The following is a 7,553-nucleotide window of genomic DNA, read 5'->3' on the forward strand; positions in this document are numbered from 1 at the left end:
ACTTTGGAATTTGGTGTTTGGGATTTGGTGCTTGGAATTTGGAATTTATTTGGAATTTGGTGCTTGGAATTTGGAATTTCTATCTAATCTGTCCACTAAAAGATGTGGGTAATGATTAGGCCAAGGGAGAACATCAACTGAGTAGCGACAAAGCACTAGCATAAAGGTTAAAACTCACATTCAACAGCAAAATTTGTAACATATTAATATTACTACACTTAATTTTTAAGATTGTCACTACATGTGGCTCTTTCTGTTTTTCTCTTCCATAATTATCCGTGATGGAGATTTTATCTTGAGGGTTTTCAAAATCCTATTTTGCATATAAGTAGGTTCACTTGTATAACCATAAGATTTTCCTCCTACCTTCATAACAGCTATTCCCATCTGTTTAAACAGACTAAAAACCCTTTCGCCACTTACATTAATACCTCCCTCCCGTAACATCTTCTCTACTACTTTTTGCACGATATAAGCCAAAACACAGATAAACACATGAGCTTTCACTCTTTCCTCTTTATGGTGATAAAAAGGTCGAAGTTCTAATGGTGTCTTTAAACTCCGAAATGCTCTCTCTACATCTTGTAGGTCTTTATAAGATTCGATTATCTCCTCTGCACTCAAATCCTTCTCATAAGTCCGTAAAATATACACCCCATCCAATTCATTCTCTAATCTTATCCCTTCTTCATTCCTGAAATATTCAAAACTTTTATTCTTCTCATCTAATTTATACTTATACAAACCATAACCATGTCGAAAAGATAAAATATCTTCAACCTTCTTAACTATCTTCTTTAAAGAAGGTCTTTTCTGTTTGTCTACCTCTCCCTTTAATTCCTCCAATTCCTTCTCTATCTCAGCCATATTCTCTTGACGCTCTTCTCTTTGCTCCTTTGCTATCTCTGGATGACGACAAATAATGTAACGAAGTCCATCCTCTCTTCGCCTCTCTCTATATTCTAAATTATCCTCAAGCCGACAATAAATCAAAGAAGTCCCTTCCAACATTATCTCCTTTACCTCTTTATTCCTACGCTTGCGTAAAGCCAATATTGATTCAAATCCTTTTTCTTTTTCTAATATTTCCAAATTCTCTTTGCTTACTAATCCCCTATCCCCAACAAAGATGCATCTGTTTATCTTGAATTGCTCCTTTAACTTAGCCAATACCTCTTTTACTGTCTTCTTATCTACACGATTACCTTCAAATACTTCATGTCCAATCGGTAAACCATTACACAGAATTAGCCCAATGACTACTTGAGGCTTACCAGGTTCATGATCCCTGGAGTAGCCTAATTTCGCCAACCCTTCCGGTCCATCTCCCTCAAAGTAGCTGGAAGTTAAATCATAAAATACCAGATCTACTTCCAGACTGAATAAGTCCCGAAATCTATAATAGAGGTGGTTTTCTATCTCTTCCTTCATACCTAAAAGGTAATCCATACCCCGATAAAACTTCATCACTTCCTTTTTGGCAATATCAATCCTTTCTTCTTCTTCTTTTTGAACTGTTTCCAATACCTTCTCATCAAACCCATGATTTGACCACCAGACTCTACTTAACCATTCAAATATACCCAGCTTGCTTGTAGGATCACTTAATTTATTTACTACCATCATTTTAATCCAGTTGCTGTAGTCTAATTCTACCTTCTTGCCCTTTAGTATCTTTTCCACCAAATCTTTTAATCCCAATTCCTGCCACATAAAAGAGGCAAGATATCCTACCCCATACTCCTTAATCTCTTCATTCCTTAAGTCTTGTGCAAAGATTAATGGTTTCTCTCCTACCTTTTGCAGTAAGCCATTGACAATCCGCTTTATATCCTTTCGTAAGACAACTACATTGCCCAGATTAGCTATTACCCTTTGTTTGCGTTTACCTTTCTGGTAATAACTCTCTACCACCCTGACATATTCATTGATTTGACCAGTTGATGATTTAGTCTTAACCGTCCTTACAAATGCCATTGTGTCATTCCCTCCTTCTTTTCTCAATTTCTGATAAGAAGTATAGCATTTTAAGGACAATTTGCCAAGAAATATTTTTTGCCTTTGGACATTTTATTGTCACTCACTTTTTGGAATTTTTTAATCCCCTCTCTTCCAAATCCCTTGTAAATACAAGAAATTCTACTTTCGCTACCACTAATTTCGTCAATTTCCTGTTGAACTTGAGTTACGATTTATATTTATACGCCATTTCAATTCCATGTCTGGCTTTGGAATAGCCAGGGTCTATCTCTAATGCTTGCTTGAACTTTTCAATCGCCTGGTCATACATTTTTAACATATAATAAAAACTACCAATATTATAATAACTTTGCGGGTAGATTGAGATGAGCGATTGAGTTCGTTCATCTTTAAATATCCTTTTATCAACTACCCCTCGACATAAAAATCCTTTATTTTTATCCAGCTCTTTTTTAAATTTCTCTCCAGGGACATCTTTTTCCAATACCTTGCAGAATACCCCTTGAGGAATCAAAGAATAGTTTGTAGCCATAGCAAAATCATAAGTTTTGTAAATAGTATAAGAATTAATATTATTGGTGATAATATTGTAGATTCGCTCTATTCTAATTTTTTCCAGCTGCCGCGTTTTCACCCCTAACATATCCTGAATTTCAAAAGTAAAGGCTAAATCAGGATATTTATCTTTCCATGTTTGAACATACCAATCATAATGAACTGCCAGAAATGGAACATCAATAAAAACTGCCTTCGGATGTCTTTGTTCTACATAATGACTATACCACAGAGGAAAGGCAGTGTCATCTGTTTCCAGAAATATTATAGATTTTTCTTCCATTGGGGTTAGAATATTCCTGACCAAATCAGAGGCAAAGTAGTATTGACTTCGATTACTCTCAGGATAATTGGTAGTTAAAGGAATAATTGGCAGAGATAGGAATAAAAAATAAATAATCCCAATGTTTTTCTTATTACTCTTCATCAACCAGAGCAGAAGATATTGGACACCAACTCCCATCCAGATAGCAAAGACCATAAATGCTGGTAAATAATAATCTTGAATATTGGGGATGTTATAAAATAATGAATAAAGGATATTGGTTATTAAAATCAAAGATAAAAAGACAAAAAGACGCATTGAATACTTACAGACAAAAAACCCACCTATTAACCCAAACCAGATGAGATAAATCGTCCATTGATGTGGGAAAAATTGGGCTAAAGAGGTGTAGAGACGACCAACGGCTTCAGAGATTTCAAAGTATCCACCAAATTGCTCAGCGGTGATATGTTCTATAAACCTTTTCCATGTATCCGGGTCTCCCATATTAACAAGTGGATTAACTATTGCCCGCAAAGGAAGATAGAGATATAAGAAAAGAGGGGTGATGAAACAGCAAAGAAGTTTGACTGAAGAATGAAGGGTGATGAGTGATGAATATCTACATTTATAACATTCAGTCAGGATAAAGAATATGCTTGCTGGAATTAAGTAGATAGTTTGCATGTGGTGGGTAAAGGATAACCCGAGAGTGAAGGCGAAGAGATAGAGATATGATTTTGGGTTACACCCAATAACTCCTTCGTGCCATTTTAGTAAGATGAAGATTACGAAGGTGACAAACAAGGCGTTGAGTGTGTATTTTTCAGCAATTACTGCTTGTTGCCAGAAGGTAGAGGCAAAGGCAAGCATTAATGCCCCAACTATGGCCGAAATGAGATTAGAAATAGAAATGGAGAAAGGAAGAATCGGAGAATCAGAGAAATCTTTTTTTACTGTCCACTGTTTACTGGTCACTGCCAACTTTAAAATGATAAAATACACCATCATACAAGATAAACCCGCACATAGAGCCGAGAGCATATTCATCCGATAGGCAATATTACCTATCGGTAGAATAGTCATCCATAGTTTTCCAAGTAAACAATAGAGTGGATAACCAGGTGGATGTGGAATACCCAGAAGATATGCACAGCTAATTAATTCACCAGTATCCTGAAGTGCCACATCCGGGGTAAGGGTTTTTAAATAGGTAAAAAAGGAGAGTAAAAATACAAGAATTCCACCTATCTGTCCATAATCTGGTTTAATATTCTTCTTTTTTAGTTTCCTCTTTCCCATATTTTAAAATATTATCAGAGGAATTCACTCTTGTCAAATCTTTTTTTGGGTAAGCGTTCAGCCACAGAGGCACAGAGTTCACAGAGAATTAAGGAAATTAACCACAAATGCACACGAATTAACCTCTGACATCCCATAAATGTAGTGCGAATCTTTAGGTTCGCCTTTTGGCTTGCCAGAAGCGAGGCTAAAGCCTCATACTACAAATTTTTTCCACCTGTGCAATTAGACTAATTCATCGCAGAGACGCAAAGGAAAATAAATGTAAAATGTAAAACAGGAAATGAAAAATGGGAAATTTTAGTCCTTCGCAAGACTCATTACCTTTCAGTTATACATTTTCATTTTACATTATCCATTTTACATTTAACCGCACAGGTCGAATTTTTTTAAGAAATTCTTGGTCAGCCTCTTGACAAATTTAAAGAAATATGGTATGTTAATCCCACATTAACTTTTGAGAGAAAAAGGTTTGTTAGAGGAGAAACGCTCATGCCCCTGCAGGGCACAAACGAAGATGAAAATGGGTTTGATGGTTTGATGGTTCAGGTGAAATCAGGCTGAAGCCTGCGGCTACCAGCCTTCTCGAGTCCCGAACCCCGAGTCCCGAGTCCCGAATTTAAGGGGGAATAAACTTGCTTTTCATCGGTTCCTTGGTCTATGGTCTATGGTCTCTAGTCTATTTTCAGGAGAAACGGTCATGAACCGTGGGTTCACAAATGAGGATGAAAATAGTAGGTAGGAGATAGAAGGTGGGAGGTAAGGAGATAGGCGTGAGGAGTGATGTTTTCTTTACTTTCTACTTTCTACTCTCTACTCTCTACTTCCTATTTTCAGGAGAATTATATGATGATGATTATGGTTGCAGTTGTATTTGTGCTTGCCTACACAATGATAGCCTTTGAATATTCGCTGAAGATTAACAAATCTGCCATTGCCCTGCTTGCCGCAGGCTTGATGTGGACACTGTATTCTTTTGCCAGCCCGCTTGGAGTGGAAGTCGTAAACCATCAGCTTACCGAAAATTTGGCTGAAACAGCGGCAGTCGTATTCTTTCTTATATGCGCTATGACTATTGTGGAAATAATTGACTCCCATGGAGGGTTTGAAGTCATTACCTCGCGGATTAAGGCAAAAAAACTCTTAAGCCTGCTCTGGATTATCGGATTCATTACTTTTTATCTATCAGCAATTCTCGATAATATGGCCACAACTATCGCGATGATTGCCTTAATGAAGCGATTGCTCAAGGAACGTAAGCAGAGACTCTTTTTTGCAGGCATCATCGTCATTGCGGCAAATGCAGGCGGAGCATGGAGTCCTATGGGCGATATAACCACTACTATGCTCTGGATAGGCGGACAGATTTCCACTGTTAATATTATAAAAGGTGTATGGCTTCCTTCTATGCTCAATTTGGTGGTTCCCCTTATAATAACTTCTTTCTTCCTGAAGGGAAACATTGTGCCGCCAGATGATATAGAAGATAGAGCGACAAACATCTCGCAATTTGAGAAAAACCTGATGTTTTTTATTGGTATAGGTGCTTTGATTTTTGTCCCGATATTCAAGGCAATAACGCATTTACCTCCCTATCTTGGCATTCTGTTTACTCTTGGCATAGTCTCGCTGACCAGCAATATCCTGCATCGCCATAAGTCTGATGAGGAAAAAGAGCATCTCACCCTAACCAGGGCGCTTAAGAAAATTGATATGGCATCGGCTATATTCTTTATAGGCATTTTGCTTGCTGTGGCTACGCTTTCCGCAAATGGCATGCTTCCTGCTCTGGGGCATTGGCTTGATGCTAAAATCGGTAGTCAGGCTCTAATTGTCATTATCGTGGGGTTTGCTTCAGCAATAGTAGGTAATATTCCTCTTGTAGCGGCTTCTATGGGAATGTATCCTCTTTGTCAATTTCCGCAGGACTCTCTTATTTGGGAGATTATGGCTTATTGTACCGGTACCGGAGGTTCGATTTTGATAATCGGTTCAGCGGCGGGTGTGGCGGCAATGGGTTTAGAGAAAATCGAGTTCTTCTGGTATGCCAGCCGTATTGGTCCTCTTGCCTTTATTGGATATTTTTGCGGAATAGTGGCTTATCTAATTCAGTATAATCTCCTGCATTGAGACTTGAATGCTTCACCGAGAATTGCTGAGGGTTAAGGATTTTTGTTGACAATAGGGAAAGATTATGGTAACATATTCCCATAATGGGCAAAAGTGAAGGTAATATCTGAATTCGAGCAAAGCAAGAATTCGTAAGAATGTTGCGTCCGCAAAATGTTGCGAAGCAAAAAATGTCCCCAAAAGCAAATTACTATCAGTGGAGGAGAAACGCTCATGCCCCTGCAGGGCACAAATGACGATGAAAATAGGGAGGGAACACACCCCTACACCCCTCTCAAGAGGGGAATATAACAGTTATTAGTCAAAACTTTACTCAGAGTGGATAATAAAAAAATCCCAAATCTCAAGCACCAAATTCCACATACCAAAAAGCGAATTAGAGATTAGTGAATTAGAGATTAGATTTTACTAATTCGCTAATTCGCTTAATTCACTAATTCACTAATTGGAATTTGGAATTTGTGATTTGGAATTTCAGAGCCATATCTATGTCAAATTTTGATTAATAAGTGCTATACAACCCCCTACCCCCCTTTGTTAAGGGGGAATAAACTTATGGTCTGTGGTCTATTTTCCGGAGAAACGCTCATGCCCACAGGGAGTGGGCACAAAGGAGGATGAAAATCGGGCATAGAGATTAGAGATTAGCAAGAGTGCAGGTTCTAATTCTCTAATCTCTAATTAACTATTTTCAGGAGACCTTTATGAAAAACCGATTACTAAGATTTTTATTCATTGCAGTAGTTTTCCTAACATTATTCTCAATAGCAAGTAGTGTATATGGTTCTACCGAACCATATACACTACCAGCAACAGAAAAAGATTTACAGCTTCCATGGTGGGCATGGTCAATTATTTTACTCGTCTTCACATTTATACTTGGAATTCTGGCTGTACTTGGCGGCGTTGGAGGTGGTGTCTTGTTCGTCCCGCTTGTTGGAGGATTTTTCCCCTTTCATATTGACTTTGTCAGGGGCGCTGGTCTTATAGTAGCACTCTCTGGCACCCTTGCAGCAGGCCCTGGACTTCTCAAGAGAAATCTTGCAAGTCTGCGTCTTGCCCTTCCAGTAGCACTGATTGCATCAACAGTAGCAATAGTAGGCGCAATGATAGGGCTTGCCCTTCCTGCATATTTAGTCAATATCCTTCCCGGTACAACCATAATACTCGATGTTCAAATTTTTTAGTTTTAGAGGCATAAAGTCCTTATTTTTATTTTAGCTCAAGTGAGACAATATGCTGTTCTCCATTTCAAGAAAGGGGTTGATTCCAAATGTCCCCACTCTCGATTGACCATATGTTTCTTAGAAGCAGTTAATTG

4 protein-coding genes and 1 pseudogene are annotated in these 7,553 nt (G+C 38.2%); 3 read left to right on the forward strand and 2 right to left on the reverse strand.

Annotated features, from left to right (window positions below; all coding sequences use genetic code 11):
* Positions 1-237 precede the first annotated feature (237 nt).
* Entirely contained in the window at positions 238-1,977 is a 1,740-nt protein-coding gene (locus AB1422_13995) for an IS1634 family transposase (protein ID MEW6620425.1), read from the reverse strand.
* Positions 1,978-2,185: 208 nt separating this feature from the next.
* Positions 2,186-4,102, reverse strand: a complete 1,917-nt coding sequence (locus AB1422_14000; GenBank protein ID MEW6620426.1) for a DUF2723 domain-containing protein — start codon at positions 4,100-4,102, stop codon at positions 2,186-2,188.
* Positions 4,103-4,854: 752 nt separating this feature from the next.
* On the opposite strand from AB1422_14000, the gene AB1422_14005 reads away from it, so the two are divergent.
* The 3 genes and pseudogenes from AB1422_14005 to AB1422_14015 all read left to right on the forward strand — a co-directional run bounded on the left by AB1422_14005 (position 4,855) and on the right by AB1422_14015 (position 7,398).
* Complete coding sequence (locus AB1422_14005) at positions 4,855-5,007, forward strand: hypothetical protein (protein MEW6620427.1); 153 nt, start codon at positions 4,855-4,857, stop codon at positions 5,005-5,007.
* On the forward strand, positions 4,952-6,232 hold the full coding sequence (nhaD, locus tag AB1422_14010) for a sodium:proton antiporter NhaD (protein ID MEW6620428.1): 1,281 nt from the start codon (positions 4,952-4,954) through the stop codon (positions 6,230-6,232). The genes AB1422_14005 and nhaD overlap by 56 nt, the downstream gene beginning before the upstream one ends.
* A gap of 704 nt (positions 6,233-6,936) precedes the next feature.
* A pseudogene (locus AB1422_14015) lies at positions 6,937-7,398 on the forward strand (sulfite exporter TauE/SafE family protein).
* Positions 7,399-7,553: the final 155 nt, after the last annotated feature.

The sequence above is a fragment of the bacterium genome (assembly GCA_040757115.1).
GTDB lineage: Bacteria > UBA9089 > CG2-30-40-21 > CG2-30-40-21 > SBAY01 > JBFLXS01.

Bases quoted from the DNA above. Each gene is read 5' to 3' on its own strand.
- AB1422_13995 (MEW6620425.1), bottom strand. From the start codon at position 1,977: ATGGCATTTGTAAGGACGGTTAAGACTAAATCATCAACTGGTCAAATC.
- AB1422_14000 (MEW6620426.1), bottom strand. From the start codon at position 4,102: ATGGGAAAGAGGAAACTAAAAAAGAAGAATATTAAACCAGATTATGGA.
- nhaD (MEW6620428.1), top strand. From the start codon at position 4,952: ATGATGATTATGGTTGCAGTTGTATTTGTGCTTGCCTACACAATGATA.